Here is a 15,780-nt window from a genome sequence, read left to right on the forward strand (position 1 = left end):
GAATTGTTTCGTACCCCACAATCCTCCCCCGGATGGGCCCAAGTTACATATTCTGGGACCCCCTCGTTAATATGAATTTGTAACCACTAAGAGACGTGGATCACACGGACAAACTGTTTTGCCTCGTCCACGACGCTCGGCTCAGATCCGGAAGGACCCCATGAAGAACTACCTCCCCCGCACGATCTTCGAAGAAGAACACGACATGTTCCGGGACACCTGCAAGGACTTCGTCAACGCCGAAGTCCGTCCCCACGTCGACCGGTGGCACGAGCAGGGCTACAGCGACCGCTCGATGTTCAAGGCCGCCGGCAACCTGGGCCTGCTGGGCATCACCTCCCCCGAGGAGTTCGGCGGCGGCGGCATGCAGGACTACCGCTTCAACGCGATCCTCTCCGAGGAGCTCGCCGAGGCCGACTGCGGTTCCGTCATCGTCTCCATCCAGGTCATCAACGACCTGGTGATCCCCTACCTCGAGCGTTTCGCCAACGACGAGCAGAAGGAGCGGTTCCTCCGTCCGCTGTGCGCCGGTGACAAGATCGCCGCGATCGCGATGACCGAGCCGGGCGCCGGCGCCGACCTCGCCGGTATCCGCTCCACCGCGCTGCGGGACGAGGACGGCAACTTCATCCTCAACGGGTCGAAGACCTTCATCTCCAACGGCATCCAGGCGGACTTCACCATCGTGGTGGCCATCACCGACCCGTCCAAGGGCCGTGCGGGCGTCTCCCTGCTGATCGTCGAGGACGGCATGGAGGGCTACACCAAGGCCGCCCCGCTGAAGAAGGTCGGTCTGAAGGCCCAGGACACCGCGGAGCTGTCCTTCGAGAACGTCAAGGTCCCCGCCGAGAACCTCCTCGGTGAGGAGGGTGCCGGCTTCGGCTACCTGCGCACCAACCTGGCGCAGGAGCGCATCTCCATCGCCGTCGGTTCCATCGCCACCTCCCGCCGCGCCTTCGACCTGGTCTACAAGCACTCCCAGGAGCGCAAGACCTTCGGCAGCCGTCTGGTCGACCACCAGGCCTACCGCTGGGAGCTGGCCAAGATGGCCACCGAGATCCAGTCCGCACAGGCCTTCGTGGACGCCGCCGTGGAAGCCAAGGTCAAGGGCGAGCTCGACGAGACCACCGCGTCGATGGCCAAGTACCTGACGACCGAACTGCAGATCAAGGTCGTCAACACCGCTGTCCAGCTGCACGGCGGCTACGGTTTCATGCTGGAGTACCCGATCTCCACCCACTACCTCGATTCCCGGGTCCAGCCGATCTACGGCGGCCCCAATGAAATCATGCTTGAGATCATCAGCCGTAAGCTCGCGAAGGGCGAGAAGTAGGGCACACACCCCGGTCACCCGTACCGGTGCACGCAGCAACCCCCCAGGTCGGTCCCGCCGACCTGGGGGGTTGCTCGTTTAGCCCCAGGGGGTGGGGTCACTTCCCCAGGAACCGGGGCTCCCTCTTCTCCACGAACGCCTGGACGGCCTCCAGGTGGTCGGCGGTCCGGAACAGCCGGGCCTGTGCGTCGGCCTCCTCACCGGCACGGTCACTGACCGCCCGGGTGTCACGCACCAGCGCCTTGATCTCCCGGTAGGAGCCGGTCGGCCCGGTGGCGAAGCGGGCCGCCAACCGTGACACCGTGTCCTCCAGCTCCTCCGGATCGACCACGGTGGTCACGATGCCCAGGTCCCCCGCCCGGGCCGCGCTGACCGGCTCGTCGAGCAGCAGCAGCTCCAGCGCCCGGGTCTGGCCCACCGCATCGGCGAGTGACCGCGACAGGCCGCAGTCCGAGGCCAGCCCGACGCCGCTGAAAGCGCCCTTGAACACCGCAGTCGACGACGCCACACGCAGGTCACAGGCCATGGCTATGCCCCAGCCCGCCCCGGCCGCCGCCCCCTGTACGGCGGCGACCACCGGGACGGGGATGGACAGCAGGGCGTCCATCATGGGGTTGTACTCGGTGACGACCTTGTCGGTGTCCACCCCGCTGCGGCTCTCCTCGAGCTGCTCCCTGAGGTCCTGCCCGGCGCAGAAGGCCTTCCCGGACGCCCGGAGCACCACGGCACGGACGGAGCCGTCCGGTGAGGAGTCCGCGGCGGCCGCGGCGAAGGCGTCCTTCAGCTCCAGCCGCAGGTCACGGTTCAGCGAGTTGTGGGCGTCGGGACGGTTGACGGTGATCGTGCGGATCCCGTCCCCGGTGGTGATGTCGACAAGGCTCATGACACCTCACACTACCGTGACCCCCACCGCCGCCATCTGCTCGACCGCCACCGCTCCCCCGGCGTCGGTGACCGGGGAGCAGAGGTCGGTGAGCAGTTCCACGGTGAAGCCCTCCGCCACGGCGTCGAGCGCGGTGGCCCGCACGCAGAAGTCGGTGGCGATCCCGCACACCGCCACCTCGGTGACGCCACGCCCACGCAGCCAGTCCGCCAGCGCCGTCCCCTCCCCCTCCAGGTGCCCCTCGAAACCCGAGTACGCGGCGGTGTACTCCCCCTTCAGGAACCACGCGTCGACGAGGTCGGCGTCGAGGCCCGGGTGCACCTCGGCTCCGTGCGTCCCGGCGACGCAGTGCACCGGCCAGGTCTCCTGGAAATCCGGTTCGACACCGTCGGAGGCGAAGTGCCCGACGGGGTCGATGTGCCAGTCCTTCGTTCCCACGACGACGTCGTAGCTGTTCCTCCCGACACACAGGTGCTCGCTGACGGCCGCGGCGACGTCCGCTCCACGTTCGGTGCCCAGGGCACCTCCGGGACAGAAGTCGTTCTGGACGTCGACGACGATCAGGGCCTTGTGTGGGACGCTCATGGCGCCCACAGTAGAGCGCCCCTAGTTGATCTTCCAGTCCTCGAGACCCGGGTACAGGGGGAAGTCGGCGGCGACCTTGTCGACACGTGCCCGCAGCGTCTCGGTGTCGGCGCCCTTGCCCTGTGCCAGGGCGGTGCCGATCACGTCGGCGACTTCGGTGAAGGCCTCGGCGTCGAGTCCGCGGGACGCCAGGGCGGACGTCCCGATCCGCAGGCCGGAGGTGACCATCGGGGGACGCGGGTCGAACGGCACGGCGTTGCGGTTGACGGTGATGCCGACCTCGTGCAGCAGGTCCTCCGCCTCCTGGCCGTTGAGCTCGGAGTTACGCAGGTCGGCGAGCACCAGGTGCACGTCGGTGCCCCCGGTGAGCACCTGGACGCCGGCGGCGGTGGTGTCCGCTGCGGTGAGCCGCTCAGCCAGGATCTTCGCGCCCTCCAGGGTGCGTGCCTGCCGGTCGCGGAAGTCGTCGGTCTGCGCGATCTTCATGGAGACGGCCTTGGCGGCGACGACGTGCATCAGCGGTCCACCCTGCTGGCCCGGGAAGACCGACGAGTTCAGCTTCTTGGCCCACTCCTGCTTCGCCAGGATCATGCCGGAGCGCGGGCCGCCCAGGGTCTTGTGCACCGTGGTGGAGACGACGTCGGCGTGGGGCACCGGCGACGGGTGCAGGTCGGCGGCGACGAGACCGGCGAAGTGCGCCATGTCGACCCACAGCTTGGCGCCGACCTCGTCGGCGATCTCGCGGAACGCCGCGAAGTCCTGGTGGCGCGGGTAGGCCGACCAGCCGCCGATGATGACCGCCGGCTTCTCGCGGACGGCCTGCTCGCGGACCTTGTCCATGTCCAGGCGGAAGGTCTCCGGGTCGACCTCGTAGGCGGCGACCTCGTAGAGCTTGCCGGAGAAGTTCAGCTTCATGCCGTGGGTCAGGTGACCGCCGTGCGCCAGGGACAGGCCCATGATCTTGTCACCCGGGTTGGCCAGGGACATCAGCACCGCAGCGTTGGCCTGTGCACCGGAGTGCGGCTGCACGTTGGCGAACTCGGCGCCGAAGACGGCCTTGGCGCGGTCGCGGGCGAGGTCCTCGATGACGTCGACGTGCTCGCAGCCGCCGTAGTAGCGGCGCCCCGGGTAGCCTTCGGCGTACTTGTTCGTCAGGACGGAGCCCTGAGCCTGGAGGACCGCGCGCGGAACGAAGTTCTCGCTGGCGATCATCTCCAGGGTGTCCCGCTGGCGGGAGAGTTCGCCGGCGATGGCGGCGGCCACCTCCGGGTCGAAGTCCGCCAGTTCAGCGTTGTGCTGGGACTGGTCTGGGTGGTTCGTCTGGCTCATGGGGTGGATCGCCTTTCACGTCGGCCGCACTGGATCTGAACAGTCATCGGAACAGTCAGGGAACATCATAACCTGCCGAGGTCGCGTCCACCGGTGGCGGGTGATTGGTCGAATCCTTTTCCGGGGAGCACAATAGCCCCCATGCCAGCCCGAAACTCCGACGAGTACTCCCCGTACATCGAGCTCGACCGGTCGCAGTGGCGGTCCCTGCGTCGCGCCATGCCCCAGGTCCTCAGCCCGGAGGAGCTCGAGGAACTCCGTGGTATCGGCGAGGACATCGACATGGACGAGGTCAGCGAGGTCTACCTTCCGCTCTCCCGCATGATCGACCTGCGGTTCGAGGCGATCCGGCAGCTCAACCGCGCGACCGAGACGTTCCTCGGGGAGGACATGCCGCACGTCCCCTTCATCATCGGGGTGTCCGGGTCGGTGGCGGTGGGCAAGTCCACCACCGCCCGTCTGCTGCAGGTGCTGCTGCAGCGCTGGGAGTCGCGGCCGCGGGTGGACCTGATCACCACCGACGGGTTCCTCTACCCTGCCGAGGAGCTCAACAGCCGTCACATGATGGGCCGCAAGGGCTACCCGGAGAGCTACGACCAGAAGGCGCTGCTGAACTTCGTCACCGCCGTGAAGTCCGGCGCGCCGCGGGTGCCGGCGCCGGTGTACTCCCACGAGAAGTACGACCGGCTGGACGAGGTGCACATCGTGGACCGCCCGGACATCCTCATCGTCGAGGGACTCAACGTGCTGCAGACCGGGCCGACCCTGATGGTATCCGACCTCTTCGACTTCTCCGTCTACGTCGACGCAGCGCGGGAGGACATCGAGCGCTGGTACGTCGAACGTTTCCTGAAGCTCAAGAACACCGCCTTCCGGAAGCCGGACGCGCACTTCCGCTACTACGCGGCACTCTCCGACGAGGACGCGCTGGTGGTCGCCAGGGAGATCTGGCAGACGGTGAACCTCCCCAACCTCGTGGAGAACATCCTGCCCACCCGGGTGCGCGCCTCACTGGTGCTGCGCAAGGGGCCCGACCACCTTGTCGAGTCGGTGCGGATGCGCAAGATCTGACCGGGCCTCCGGCTCACTTGCCGAAGCGGCGTTCGCGCACCGAGAAGTCACGCAGGGCACGAAGGAAGTCCAGCCGCCGGAACGCCGGCCAGTAGGTGTCGGTGAACCAGATCTCGGAGTAGGCCGACTGCCACAGCAGGAAGCCGGAGAGCCGCTGCTCCCCGGAGGTACGGATGACCAGGTCGGGGTCGGGTTGGCCCGAGGTGTACAGGTGGTCGCCGATGGCCTCGTCGGTGATGTGGGCGCTCATTTCCTCGGAGGGGATTCCCCTGCCCGCCAGTTCGTCGACGAGTTTCTGCACACCGTCGACGATCTCCTGACGACCTCCGTAGCCCACGGCGATGTTGACGTGGACCCCGGTGTGGTCGGCGGTCCGCTGCTCGGCGCGGCGCATGCGCTCCCGCAGGTCGTCCGGGATCAGGTCGAGGCGGCCCATGACGTGCAGCCGAAAACGTCCCTTGGCGGCGGCGAGCTCGTCGGAGACGTCGCCGATGATGCGCATCAGCAGGTCGAGTTCCTCCGCACTGCGGCGCAGGTTCTCCGTGCTGAGCAGGTAGACCGTCACGGACTCGATGTCCTGTTCATCGCACCAGTCGACGACCTCGACGATCTTCTTCGCACCCACCCGGTGACCGTGGGAGACGTCTGTGAAGCCGTTCTCCCGCGCCCACCGGCGGTTGCCGTCGCACATGATCGCGACGTGTTTCGGCCGGCGGCGCCCCTTCAGCTCACGCTGTAGTCGTCGCTCGTAGAGCGAGTAGAGAATCACCGCTGGTCGCCACCCGGATCTTCCGTGCGGGCTTCCGTTCCTGCGGTACCGGTGGCGCCTTCCGTCTCTTCAGCACCGTCAGCGCCGTCAGCGCCAGCTGCAGCGGCGGGGCCGGCCGCGTCCTCCTCCGCCATCCGACGGTCGATGGTGTCGATGTCGAAGGGGTCGATGCCGTACTTCTCGGCGAAGTCCCGCCGGGACTGCATCTTCTTCATCCGGCGGTTGAAGAAGTACCCCAGCGCCAGGATGACGACGAGCAGCCCGATGATCACCAGCAGGCCGACCGGGGCGGCCTTTCCGAACTCGGGACCCTGGGGTCCGCGGTTGATCTGTTCCTGGGCGACCAGGGACACAGTTGAGGTTAGGGACGGGGAAACCGTGATCATGTCTTCAGAGCCTATCTAAGGTCGTGGCGGTGGGCCTCATTCGGGGACGACGCCGGCGAAGAGGTCGTCCTCGGGCAGCGACGTCTCCACCCGGGAGCGGGCGAGCTCGAACTCCTCGGTGGGCCAGACCTGCTGCTGCAGTGAGGTCGGCACGGCGAAGAAGGGGCCTTCGGGGTCGATCTGGGTGGCGTGGGCGCGCAGGGCGTCGTCCCGGCGTTCGAACCACGGGGCGCAGTCCACGCGGGTGGTCACCCGCGGCATGATGTCCGGCATCCCCTTCCAGCGGTCCAGCGCCACCGTCGCCCGGTCGTCGCCGGCCTCCAGGCTCGCCTGGGCCAGCAGTTCGAACCGACGACGGATGAAGCCGTGCGTGTAGTAGACCTTCTGCACCTCCCAGGGGCGCCCGATCTCCGGGTGGTAGGCGGGGTCCGCGGCGGTGTCGTAGGCGCGCATGCTCACCGCGTGGGTCTTCAGGTGGTCGGGGTGGGGGTATCCCCCGTTCTCGTCGTAGGTGATGACGACGTGCGGCCGGAAGTCCCGGATCACCCGGGTGAGCTCCAGGGTGACCGCCTCGGTGTCCTCCAGTGCGAAGCACCCGTCCGGCAGTGGCGGGAGCGGGTCGCCCTCCGGCAGGCCCGAGTCGACGTAGCCGAGCCAACGGTGCGACACCCCCAGGATGTCGGCCGCCCGCGCCATCTCCTTGCGGCGGACGTCGTTCATGTTCTCGACCACGCCGGGCACGTCCATGGCCGGGTTGAGGATGTCGCCCCGCTCCCCGCCGGTGCACGTCAGCACCATGACCTCCGCGCCTTCGTCGGCGTAGCGGGCCATGGTGGCCGCACCCTTGCTGGACTCGTCGTCCGGGTGCGCGTGGATCGCCAGCAGCCTCAGCCCCTGACAGGACCGTCGCTGGTCTGCGCTGTTGTGGAGAGCCCCTTCGCTCACGTGTCGCACCCCTTCGGTGTCGTCTGTACCGGTCAACTCTCCCATTCAACGCTTCCGACAGGGGTGCGTCCAATCCTTCCCGGCTGGCTATTCACGGTGCGCACCGCCTACGATCTGTGGAATGAGCAAGGCGACCTACGGTTCCTCCCGTCAGCAGGGTGTGAGCGGCAAGTTCATCGTCATCGGCGTCGTGATCCTCCTGGTCGCCGCCGGCGTGTACGTGTTCTCGCAGTTCCGCAACAGCACCAGCAGCGACGCCACCGGCACCGCCGCGGGCCACGAGGTCGTCGACGGGCACACGCTGCGGATGACCCTCGACATCACCCGGGACGACGCCGACAAGCCCGCCTACTGCATCGTCACGGCGCTCGACCAGTCCCACGCGGAGATCGGGCGCCGGGAGGCCGTCGTCGCCGCCGGGGGCTCGGAGACCACCCGTCTCACGGTGGACATCCCCACCAACAGTTCGCCGGTCGCCCCGGACGTCTACGGGTGTTCGACGGTGTTCCCGGACTACCTCGATTCCACGCACACGACCGGCCCCGCCGGGGACTGACGGGACGGCCGCCACCGTCCCCTGACCGTCGGACGTCTCCGCCGGCCTCGGTGATACACTGTGCCCCGACAACTGTGTCGTGGGTACCCCCACGAACTTTTCCGAACGACCTCAGTCCCTGTCAGACACTGTGGTCTACCTGCAGGAGGACGCGAACGCTCATGGCAGACAATCAGACGACCTGGCTCACCCAGGAATCCTTTGACCGGCTCAACGACGAGCTCAACGCGCTGAAGGCGAATCGTCCCGCTCTGGCCGCCGAGATCAACGAGCGCCGTGAAGAGGGTGACCTCAAGGAGAACGGCGGTTACCACGCCGCCCGCGAGCAGCAGGGCCAGGAAGAGGCCCGCATCGCCTACCTGGAGGAGCTGCTGGACAACGCCACCATCGGCGAGGCCCCGCAGGAGTCGGGTGTGGCACTGGTCGGTTCCGTCGTCCACATCTACTACGACGGCGACGAGGACGACAAGGAGACCTTCCTGATCGGCACCCGTGGCCTGGAGTCCTCCAACCCTGACCTGGAGACCTACTCCACCGACGCTCCCCTGGGTGCCGCCCTGGTCGGCGCCAAGGAGGGCGAGACCCGTGAGTACAAGAGCCCGTCGGGTGAGACCATCTCGGTGACTCTGGTCAAGGCCGAGCCGTACGACCCGGACCGGGACGTGCCGCGCGCCGAGCAGTAGCACCGGCTGTTCCGGGGAGCCTCCGCCCCGGCTGAACAGACGACCGCCCCACCGGAAGAGTTCTTCCGGTGGGGCGGTCGTCTGTCTCGGTCGTCTCCGGCTCCCGGGGTGCGGGGACGGAACGCCGGGGGACGGCGGGACCGTGTGGTCCTCAGCCGCTAGTCCCTGTTGAGGTAGGACAGCAGTCGCAGGATCTCGGTGTAGAGCCAGACCAGGGTGACGGCCAGGCCGAGGGCGACACCCCAGGCGTACCGGGACGGGGCTCCGGCGCGGATCAGCTTGTCGGCCTGGTCGAAGTCGACCAGGAAGCTCAGGGCGGCGAGGCCGATGCACACCAGGGAGAAGATGATGGCGACCGGGCCGCCGTCGCGCAGCATCGTCTGCTCACCGGTGATCAGGGTGAGGATGAAGTTGCCCAGTACCAGGACCAGCACACCGAAGAGGGCACCGACGAGCATCTTGGTGAACTTCGGGGTGACGCGGATGGCACCGGTCTTGTAGACCACCAGCATGCCGGCGAAGACACCCATGGTGCCGAGCACGGCCTGGAAGATCATGGCGCCGGGATTGGCACCGGCGATCTCGGCGTTGCCACCGGCGAAGATGTAGGTGAACCCGCCGACGAAGAGGCCCTCGAAGGCGGCGTAGACCAGTGTGACCACCGGAGAGCCGTACTTCTTGCCGAAGGCCGAGACCAGGACGGCGATGAGACCGCCGATGGCGCCGACGAAGGTCAGGCCCATCGCCAGGCTCTCTCCACTCGGCCCACTCTGCCCGATCATGAAGTTCACCGCGGCCATGACCACGATGACCGCCAGGGTGATGCCCGTCTTGGTGACGACGTCGTCGATGGTCATCGGACGGTCGGCGGCGCCGGTCGGCGCACCGTAGTTCGGGGACTCCTGATAGGCGGCCCCCTGCTGGCCCCACTGGTCGCCGGCGGCCTGGTAACCCTGCTGGTAGGCGGCGGACTGTCCCCGCTGCCCCTGGGCTGCGCCCTCAGACTGGGCCAGGGAACTCATAAAGGGGTTCGAGCTTCTCACGACGTCATTGTCCTTCCGTCTCTGTCAGTGTCTACATGTCCACGTGAACGCGGTTACTCCCGTACACCTTAACAACGGACGAACCGCGCCCCGTGTTCCCGTCGGGGTATGCCCGCCCCTCCCCCGTAACTCCGATTCCACAATCCCGGGACACGACGGCCCGGGATTAGATAGTGTGCTTCACATGACGAAAAAGACCCTGTCACTCGGCCCCCTCCCCGATGCACTCGCATCCGAGCTCCGGGCCCTGACCGTAAACGCAGCGACCGGCTCCCTCGACAACGGCGACCGACTCGAGATCGAGGGCTCGTTCACCGGTGAGACCATCGGCTGGGTCGGCCGTGGCACCGAGTCGGACGTCGACGAGGCGTTCCGGCGTGCCCGTGTCGCCCAGAAGCGCTGGGCCAAGGTCGACCCGCGGAAGCGCGGGAAGATCCTGCTGGCGTTCCACGACATCCTCCTCAAGAACCAGAAGCTGATGATGGACATCATCCAGCTGGAGACGGGCAAGTCCCGCGACTCCGCCTACGAGGAGGTGATCCACTGCGCGATCACCGCCCGCTACTACGGCAACCAGACCCACAAGATCCTCAAGGGAAAGCGTCGTGCCGGTGTGATGCCGGTCTTCACCAAGACCACCGAGCGCCACCTCCCCAAGGGAGTGATCGGCCAGATCAGCCCGTGGAACTACCCGCTGACGCTGGCACTGTCGGACGCCATGCCGGCACTGGCCGCCGGTAACGCCCTGGTGGCCAAGCCCGACTCCTCCACCCCCTTCTCGGCGCTGTGCGCCTTCAAGCTCCTCTTCGAGGCCGGTATGCCCCGCGACATCGTCCAGCTCGTGACCGGTCCGGGCCGTGTCGTCGGCAACGCCATCGCCGAACAGTGCGACCACCTGATGTTCACCGGCTCCACGGAGACCGGCAAGAAGCTCGGCGAGATCGCCGGCCGTCGCCTCATCGGCTACTCCGCCGAACTCGGCGGCAAGAACCCGGCGATCGTGACCCGCGACGCCGACGTCGACAAGATCATGCCGACCGTCCTGACCGGCTGCTTCTCCAACTCGGGCCAGCTGTGCGTCTCCATCGAGCGCATCTACGTCCACAAGGACAGGTACGACGACTTCGTCCCCAAGTTCGCCGAGGCGACGAAGAACCTGAAGCTCGGCTCGGGCTTCGACTGGAACATCCAGATGGGGTCGCTGATCGGCGCCAGCCAGATCTCGACCGTGGAGAAGATGGTCGACGACGCCGTGGACAAGGGCGCCACTCTCGTCGCCGGTGGCAAGGCCCGCCCGGACCTGGGCCCCTACTTCTACGAGCCCACCGTCTTCACCGACGTCCCCGAGGAGGCCGACATCAAGCGCGGCGAGGTCTTCGGGCCGGTCGTCTACGTCGAGAAGGTCGACTCCCACGACGAGGCTGTCGAGAAGGCCAATGACACCGACTACGGCCTGAACTCGGCCGTGTTCGGCCCGTCCAAGACCGCCACCGGCATCGCCGAGCAGCTGTTCTCCGGCACGGTGAACATCAACGACGGCTACGCCGCGGCGTTCGCCTCCGTCGACAACGAGATGGGTGGTACCCGCGAGTCCGGTCAGGGACGTCGCCAGGGCGCCTACGGTCTGCTGAAGTACACCGAGACCCAGAACGTCACCGACGAGCGGGTCCTCCCGATCCGCGGCCCGGAGTTCCTCAAGCCGCGCGCCTACGCCCTGGTCATGACGGTGCTGCTGCGCGCCGGCAAGACGTTCAAGATCCTGAAGTAGGCACTACCGGGACACTCAACCCCGGACGGGGCGGACGGACACCTCGTCGATGATCGCCTCGTCGGTGGTGTCCACCGCCAGACGGACCGCGGCCGCCACCGACGCCGGCGCCACGTAGCGGGCCCCGTCGTAGTCGGTGTTCCCCCTGCCCTCCTGCAGCGCCACCTGCATGTCGGTGTCGACGCGCCCCGGGTGCACCGAGCTGACCCGGACACGACCCCGTTCCTCCTCGCGCAGGGCGTCCGTCAACGCCCTCAACGCGAACTTCGTCCCGGAGTACGGGGCCTGGCCCGCACCCGAGTGGTAGCCGGAACCGGAGTTGACGGCGACCACCGTGCCGCGTGCCTCCCGCAGCGCCGGCAGCAGTCGCCGGGTCAGCTCGGCGACACCGAAGACGTTCACGGCGAACATCTTCTGCCACTGCTCCCACTGCATGTCCTCGATTCTCGACTCCCCCGCCAGGCCGGCGGAGTGCACCAGTACGTCGAGCCTGCGCAGCGCCTCCGGCTCGGTCTGCCCCAGCCGCGTCACGGCCTCTCCGATGGAGGTCGGGTCGCTGAGGTCCACGTCCGCACTGGACCAGGAGATCACCCGGTGTGTGCGGGAAAGATCCTCGACGACCGCCGCCCCGATACCCCGGGACCCACCGGTCACCAGAGCCAACGGTGCGTCCTGTCCATGTCCTGTCGTGATATCCATGCCCCCGAGCGTAACTCCCCTTCCGTATGCTCGGGGGTAGCCGGGGCGGATCTGCCCCGTGATCCCTCCCCGTGACATTGACCACGGGGCCATGTGCCGCGAAAGGACACCACCATGTTCGGAACCGCCCTCACCACCCTGATTCTCGGAGCCCTCTCCGGCGCAGGCGCCTGGTTCGCCTGGGACCAGGACCGCAGAGGTCTCTCCGTCGCCCTGACCGTGCTCACCCTGATCTTCGCCGTCGTCGCGATCTCCAGCGCTTTCGCCGGCGCCGTCGCGCTGGTCGTGAAGCTGCTGCCGATCCTGCTGATCATCCTGGTGGCGTGGCTGGGTGTCAAGCAGCTGCAGAACAAGTCCTCCTAACCCGACACTGGCCCTTCCCGGCCCGCACCCCACCTCCCCGGCGACCTCGTCGACCCCGTCGACCCCGTCGCCCCCGTCGACCACAGTGCCCGCCACCGGGTGGTCAGGTCAGCGCCGACGGCGACGCCGGTGCCGATGCGCACGCAGGTCGTGACCGCGGCGGGGAAGTGCTCCGCCCCGGACTCCCCTCCCTTCACCTGCAGGATTCCGGTGACCACCGCGATGCCCGGCAGCAGTGCACCGGTCACACCCATCAGGGTGAACACCTGGTCGGGGTAGCCGGTCCGCACCGCCATCAGGACCGCGACCGCGCCCAGCACCGTCGATGCCCCGGCAGCCGCCCACACCGCCGACGCCCCCACGACGACGAGCAGGAACTGGTTGACCACACCGGTGACCACACCCACGGTCATCGCCGGAAACGCCAGGCGCAGCCACCCGCCGTTGGCGAAGGCGTTGGCCAGGGCCCCCAACGCCGAGAACACCAGCGCCAGGTACCACGGCAGCCCCGGCACCTCGCCGATGAGCGGGTGGTCCATGTCCAGCACCTCCCCGAGAGCGAAGACGTAGATCCCGCTGATGGTGATGCCGAAGGCGGTGACCACCACACTGCCCGCCCTCGTCACCGCCGAGAGGTAGTCGCCGTCGATGACATCGGACATGGCACCGATGATCTGCGGCAGCGGCACCAACAGCAGCCAGTTCACCGCGATGGCGGCCGCTGCGGCGACCGGGTCGAGGACGTCGACGAGAACCAGGACGGTGGCCAGTGTCCCGGCGACCGCACTCTTCACCACCGCAGCGAAGAGCTCAGGCAGTTTCAGGACCGTCAGAGCCTGGCCGCAGAACGCGGTGAGCATCTGCACCACGGCCGCCGCCACCCACGACTGCCACCCCACCCCCAGCTGCATGGAGATCACGAAGGCCAGCATCGTGGTCCCGCCGGCGACGGCCCACCACGGAGTGCTTATCGACCTCAGCCTGGCGACTTCCGTCCGCAGGGCGCCGATGTCGCCCGGCACCGCTCCGTGCCCGGCTCCGTGCCCGGTCGGTGACGCGATCTCCTCGGCCAGCCGGTGCAGCCGCCAGGAACGGGTGCAGTCGATGAGGTCGAGCGCCTTTGCGGAGGTGGTCACCGTGACCGTCCCTCCGTCCGGCAGTGACGCCTCCACGATGACCAGCCGTCCCACGGTGGTGAAGCCGAAGCCCGTCAACCCCCGGGCGTCCGCGCAGGCGGTCAGGGTCTCACCGACACGCCAGCCGGGCTGTCCGGACTCGAGGAAGCCACACGCCAGGTCGGCGAGGACTCCGAGACAGTCACGGATCTCCTTGGCGCCCCTGAGTCGGCCGGATCCTGGTCGGTTGTCGTCCATGACCTCGAAGTGTAGGGCACCGGACCGGGTTCGCCACCTCAGTCCGCCGGGGTCTTGTCCCGGGGCCGCTTCTTCCGGAAGTACACGCGGCTGCGCACACTCGCGACGACGTCGCCGGCCTCGTCGACGATGTCCGTCTCGAACCAGTGCAGGTACTTCGACCCGTCGGCGGTACGCTCCCGGATCATCTCGAAGGTCTCGTCGTCGGTCCTCATGTCCGCCACCAGCCTCCCCCTGCCCGGTTTGCGGTAGACCACGTGCGACTCTGCGTCCCAGACGTGGTATCCCCCACCCAGGCGTGTCAGGCCCATGAAAAGGTAGAAGCCGTCGGTCATCGTCTGGATGGTGCCACCGAAGGCGGTGCCCACCAGATTAGAGTTGATGCGGCGCGGACGGTGGGAGGTCACGACCCGGGAGCCGTCCTTGGCGATGTAGTTGATCCGGATTCCGGAGCCGAGGTACGGCGGGAAGACCCCCAGCATGGTCTTCAGTTGTCGCGGGCTGGGTCGCAGCATGGCTCCTCCGTGGAGTGCTCGGTACAGATCGGGGTGGTGCCGATGCTATACCGACACCACCCCCGCCATGCCCGAATCGGCTAATTCGGTAAAACTAACGGACATCGGCGGCGGAGTTCCGGCACAGGCCGACACCGGCGAGCACCAGGAACCACGCCACGATGACCAGGTAGCACACCGCGGAACTGAGCCCGAGGCCCAACGGGTCGATCCCGCTGATCAGCTGGTCCTGACGCTGGACCGGGGCGATCGCCGCAAGAGGACGGAGCACCTCGAACTGCTCCGCGGCGAAGCCGACCATGCCGTCGATCAGCAGCACCCAGGCGACCGGGACCGCCACGGCGGCGACCTGACTACGGATGACGCAGGCCAGCCCCACCGTCATCGCCGAGAACAGTGCGGAGCAGATCAACGGCACGTAGAACATGCTCAGGCCGGTGCCGAGATCCGTCCCGGAACCGAGGACGGCCGCCACCCCCAGCGACAGGGCCGTCCCGACAAGATAGAGCACCGCGACGAGGACAGCCGTGACCAGCATCTTCGACGCCACCCACTGCCACCGTCCCCGTTGGGTCAGGAACGCCTGGGCATGCATGTGGTTGCGGATGTCACCGGCAGTGGTGGCACCGGCGAAGATGACGGCGATGAGCAGGAAGATCTGGTAGCCGTAGGTGATCGTGGGCCAGTCGAAGGTGGGCCGGTCACCGAACAGGCCGACCAGGGTGACCGGGCCGAACAGGGAGCCGGCCAGCAGGATCGCGTACACCAGCGTGGAGCGCATGCTGAACAGCTTCGTGGTCTCTGACCGCAGGGAATTGAACAGGGTGTTCTGGGAGATCTGTGTTTTCTGTGTTGTCTGTATTGTCATTGTTCTCACTACTTTCCGGTGGTGGCGAGGGCGGCTGCCGCGCTCTCGGTACGGTCGTCGGTGCGGTACTCCTGGGCGTCGGCGGTGGCGGCGAGGAAGCGGGACTCCAGATCCTCGGCATCGGCACGCAGCCCGGTGACCAGCACCCCGGCGGTCACCGCCGCCTCGGCGACGGCCCGGCGCACCACGGCGTCGGACACCCCGTCAGGCACGTCCACCGTCAATAGGGACCCCGCACGCTCACCCGAGCCGTTCCGGGAACTGTTGCGGGCACCGTCTCCTACCGCGTAGCCGGCGGTGAACCCGGCGTCGCCCAGCGCGGTGGACAACGCCTGCCCGCCGCGGATGTCGGCGGTCTCGACGACGACGCGGGCACCACCGGCGAGGAACTCCTCCATGGAGTACTCACCGATCATGCTGCCCTTGCCGATGACCACCAGCCGGTCCGCGGTCAACTGCATCTCCGACAACAGGTGCGACGACACCAGCACCGAACGCCCCTCAGCAGCCAACGCCCGGATCGTCCGACGCATCCAGCTGACCCCCTCCGGATCCAGCCCGTTGACCGGCTCATCCAGGATCAGGTGCGCCGGATCACCCAGCAACGCACC

The 15,780-nt window shown here is 67.6% G+C and carries 17 protein-coding genes and 1 pseudogene; 6 read left to right on the forward strand and 12 right to left on the reverse strand.

Annotated features, from left to right (window positions below; all coding sequences use genetic code 11):
• Positions 1-160 precede the first annotated feature (160 nt).
• Complete coding sequence (locus Q0A34_RS01540) at positions 161-1,333, forward strand: acyl-CoA dehydrogenase family protein (protein WP_291477806.1); 1,173 nt, start codon at positions 161-163, stop codon at positions 1,331-1,333.
• A gap of 97 nt (positions 1,334-1,430) precedes the next feature.
• Here the strand turns inward: Q0A34_RS01540 and Q0A34_RS01545 are convergent, their stop codons facing one another.
• The 3 genes from Q0A34_RS01545 to glyA are packed head-to-tail and all read right to left on the reverse strand — an operon-like array spanning position 1,431 to position 4,130.
• Positions 1,431-2,216, reverse strand: coding sequence for an enoyl-CoA hydratase-related protein (locus Q0A34_RS01545; protein WP_291477808.1), 786 nt, complete (start codon positions 2,214-2,216; stop codon positions 1,431-1,433).
• 6 nt (positions 2,217-2,222) lie between these two features.
• Positions 2,223-2,801: an isochorismatase family protein gene (locus tag Q0A34_RS01550; RefSeq protein WP_291477809.1), complete on the reverse strand. Its 579-nt coding sequence runs from the start codon at positions 2,799-2,801 to the stop codon at positions 2,223-2,225.
• Between the two features lie 21 nt (positions 2,802-2,822).
• On the reverse strand, positions 2,823-4,130 hold the full coding sequence (gene glyA / locus Q0A34_RS01555) for a serine hydroxymethyltransferase (RefSeq protein WP_291477811.1): 1,308 nt from the start codon (positions 4,128-4,130) through the stop codon (positions 2,823-2,825).
• Positions 4,131-4,271: 141 nt separating this feature from the next.
• Between glyA and coaA the strand changes: the two genes are divergently transcribed.
• The gene (coaA, locus tag Q0A34_RS01560; RefSeq protein WP_291477813.1) at positions 4,272-5,201 is read left to right on the forward strand and encodes a type I pantothenate kinase; all 930 of its coding nucleotides are present in this window, start codon (positions 4,272-4,274) and stop codon (positions 5,199-5,201) included.
• Between the two features lie 13 nt (positions 5,202-5,214).
• Here the strand turns inward: coaA and Q0A34_RS01565 are convergent, their stop codons facing one another.
• From Q0A34_RS01565 to mca, 3 genes are read right to left on the reverse strand one after another with little or no spacing between them, the layout of a single operon-like run.
• Positions 5,215-5,970 carry an isoprenyl transferase gene (locus Q0A34_RS01565; protein WP_291477815.1) on the reverse strand — a complete coding sequence of 252 codons (756 nt, stop codon included), beginning with the start codon at positions 5,968-5,970 and terminating at the stop codon, positions 5,215-5,217.
• Entirely contained in the window at positions 5,967-6,356 is a 390-nt protein-coding gene (locus Q0A34_RS01570; protein WP_291477817.1) for a hypothetical protein, read from the reverse strand. The genes Q0A34_RS01565 and Q0A34_RS01570 overlap by 4 nt, the downstream gene beginning before the upstream one ends.
• 36 nt (positions 6,357-6,392) lie before the next feature.
• Positions 6,393-7,301, reverse strand: coding sequence for a mycothiol conjugate amidase Mca (gene mca, locus Q0A34_RS01575; RefSeq protein WP_291477819.1), 909 nt, complete (start codon positions 7,299-7,301; stop codon positions 6,393-6,395).
• A gap of 121 nt (positions 7,302-7,422) precedes the next feature.
• On the opposite strand from mca, the gene Q0A34_RS01580 reads away from it, so the two are divergent.
• Together Q0A34_RS01580 and greA are read left to right on the forward strand one after the other, a co-directional pair.
• Complete coding sequence (locus Q0A34_RS01580) at positions 7,423-7,857, forward strand: DUF4307 domain-containing protein (protein WP_291477820.1); 435 nt, start codon at positions 7,423-7,425, stop codon at positions 7,855-7,857.
• Between the two features lie 161 nt (positions 7,858-8,018).
• Complete coding sequence (gene greA / locus Q0A34_RS01585; protein WP_291477822.1) at positions 8,019-8,540, forward strand: transcription elongation factor GreA; 522 nt, start codon at positions 8,019-8,021, stop codon at positions 8,538-8,540.
• A 158-nt stretch (positions 8,541-8,698) separates the two neighbouring features.
• Here the strand turns inward: greA and Q0A34_RS01590 are convergent, their stop codons facing one another.
• Positions 8,699-9,583, reverse strand: a complete 885-nt coding sequence (locus Q0A34_RS01590) for a Bax inhibitor-1/YccA family protein (protein WP_291477823.1) — start codon at positions 9,581-9,583, stop codon at positions 8,699-8,701.
• Between the two features lie 184 nt (positions 9,584-9,767).
• Between Q0A34_RS01590 and Q0A34_RS01595 the strand changes: the two genes are divergently transcribed.
• Entirely contained in the window at positions 9,768-11,351 is a 1,584-nt protein-coding gene (locus Q0A34_RS01595; RefSeq protein ID WP_291477825.1) for a succinic semialdehyde dehydrogenase, read from the forward strand.
• Positions 11,352-11,366: 15 nt separating this feature from the next.
• Here the strand turns inward: Q0A34_RS01595 and Q0A34_RS01600 are convergent, their stop codons facing one another.
• Positions 11,367-12,050, reverse strand: a complete 684-nt coding sequence (locus Q0A34_RS01600) for an SDR family oxidoreductase (RefSeq protein WP_291477827.1) — start codon at positions 12,048-12,050, stop codon at positions 11,367-11,369.
• A 114-nt stretch (positions 12,051-12,164) separates the two neighbouring features.
• Between Q0A34_RS01600 and Q0A34_RS01605 the strand changes: the two genes are divergently transcribed.
• Positions 12,165-12,413, forward strand: a complete 249-nt coding sequence (locus Q0A34_RS01605; protein ID WP_291477829.1) for a hypothetical protein — start codon at positions 12,165-12,167, stop codon at positions 12,411-12,413.
• Here Q0A34_RS01605 and Q0A34_RS01610 read toward each other — a convergent pair.
• The 4 genes and pseudogenes from Q0A34_RS01610 to Q0A34_RS01625 all read right to left on the reverse strand — a co-directional run.
• Positions 12,410-13,786 (reverse strand): threonine/serine exporter family protein, encoded by a 1,377-nt coding sequence (locus Q0A34_RS01610; RefSeq protein WP_291477831.1) that lies wholly within the window; start codon positions 13,784-13,786, stop codon positions 12,410-12,412. The two genes, Q0A34_RS01605 and Q0A34_RS01610, sit on opposite strands and share 4 nt — an antisense overlap.
• A 38-nt stretch (positions 13,787-13,824) precedes the next feature.
• A complete protein-coding gene (locus Q0A34_RS01615; protein WP_291477832.1) occupies positions 13,825-14,301 on the reverse strand; it encodes a DUF4442 domain-containing protein in 477 nt (158 codons plus the stop codon).
• A 94-nt stretch (positions 14,302-14,395) separates the two neighbouring features.
• On the reverse strand, positions 14,396-15,169 hold the full coding sequence (locus tag Q0A34_RS01620; RefSeq protein ID WP_291477836.1) for an ABC transporter permease subunit: 774 nt from the start codon (positions 15,167-15,169) through the stop codon (positions 14,396-14,398).
• An 8-nt stretch (positions 15,170-15,177) separates the two neighbouring features.
• Positions 15,178-15,780 (reverse strand): annotated as a pseudogene (locus Q0A34_RS01625) (ABC transporter ATP-binding protein); the annotation flags it as partial.

The sequence above is a fragment of the Corynebacterium sp. genome (genome assembly GCF_022712195.1).
Lineage (GTDB): Bacteria > Actinomycetota > Actinomycetes > Mycobacteriales > Mycobacteriaceae > Corynebacterium.